The 1,134-nt window shown below is 67.5% G+C and carries 1 protein-coding gene; it reads left to right on the top strand.

The annotated features are described in order from the left end of the window. The coding region (gene aceA / locus ACWDU1_RS32490) for an isocitrate lyase (RefSeq protein ID WP_450004240.1) at window positions 1–1,048 on the top strand (1,048 nt) is incomplete at its 5' end. Window positions 1,049–1,134 lie beyond the last annotated feature (86 nt).

Here is a 1,134-nt window from a genome sequence, read left to right as displayed (position 1 = left end):
GGTAGATGGCCTTGAGGCCATCTACCTGTCGGGCTGGCAGGTCGCCGGTGACGCGAACCTCTCCGGTCACACCTACCCGGACCAGAGCCTCTACCCGGCCAACTCGGTGCCCGCCGTGGTCCGTCGTATCAACAACGCGCTGCTGCGCGCCGACGAGATCGCCAAGGTCGAAGGCGACACCTCCGTCGAGAACTGGCTGGCCCCGATCGTCGCCGACGCCGAAGCCGGCTTCGGTGGCGCGCTGAACGCCTACGAACTGCAGAAGGCCATGATCGCCGCCGGCGCCGCCGGTGTGCACTGGGAAGACCAGCTGGCCTCGGAGAAGAAGTGCGGCCACCTCGGTGGCAAGGTGCTCATCCCCACCCAGCAGCACATCCGCACCCTGACCTCCGCGCGCCTGGCCGCCGACGTCGCCGAGGTCCCCTCGGTGATCATCGCCCGCACCGACGCCGAAGCCGCCACCCTCATCACCTCCGATGTGGACGAGCGCGACCGCGAATTCCTCGACGGCACCCGCACCGCCGAAGGCTTCTTCGGTGTGAAGAACGGCATCGAGCCCTGCATCGCCCGCGCCAAGGCCTACGCCCCCTACTCCGACCTCATCTGGATGGAGACCGGCGTGCCGGACCTCGAGGTCGCGCGCAAGTTCGCCGAGGCCGTCCGCGGTGAATTCCCGGACCAACTGCTGGCCTACAACTGCTCGCCGTCCTTCAACTGGAAGGCGCACCTGGACGACGCGACCATCGCGAAGTTCCAGCGTGAACTCGGCGCGATGGGCTTCAAGTTCCAGTTCATCACCCTGGCCGGCTTCCACTCGCTCAACTACGGCATGTTCGACCTGGCCTACGGCTACGCCCGCGAGGGTATGACCGCCTTCGTCGACCTGCAGGAGCGCGAGTTCAAGGCCGCCGCCGAGCGTGGCTTCACCGCCATCAAGCACCAGCGTGAGGTCGGTGCCGGCTACTTCGACACCATCGCCACCACGGTCGACCCCAACACTTCGACGGCGGCCCTCAAGGGCTCCACCGAAGAGGGGCAGTTTCATTAAGCCGCGCTGACGCGCGGCGGGGTTTCGGCCCCTCAGGTCCCGCGTTTCCGCGCTCGAGACTCGCGCCTGCGGCGCATCGCTTCGAG

This window comes from Nocardia sp. NPDC003345 (genome assembly GCF_053589395.1).
The sequence above is the reverse complement of the archived record's forward strand: the minus strand, read 5'-3'. Positions and strand labels throughout refer to the sequence as shown.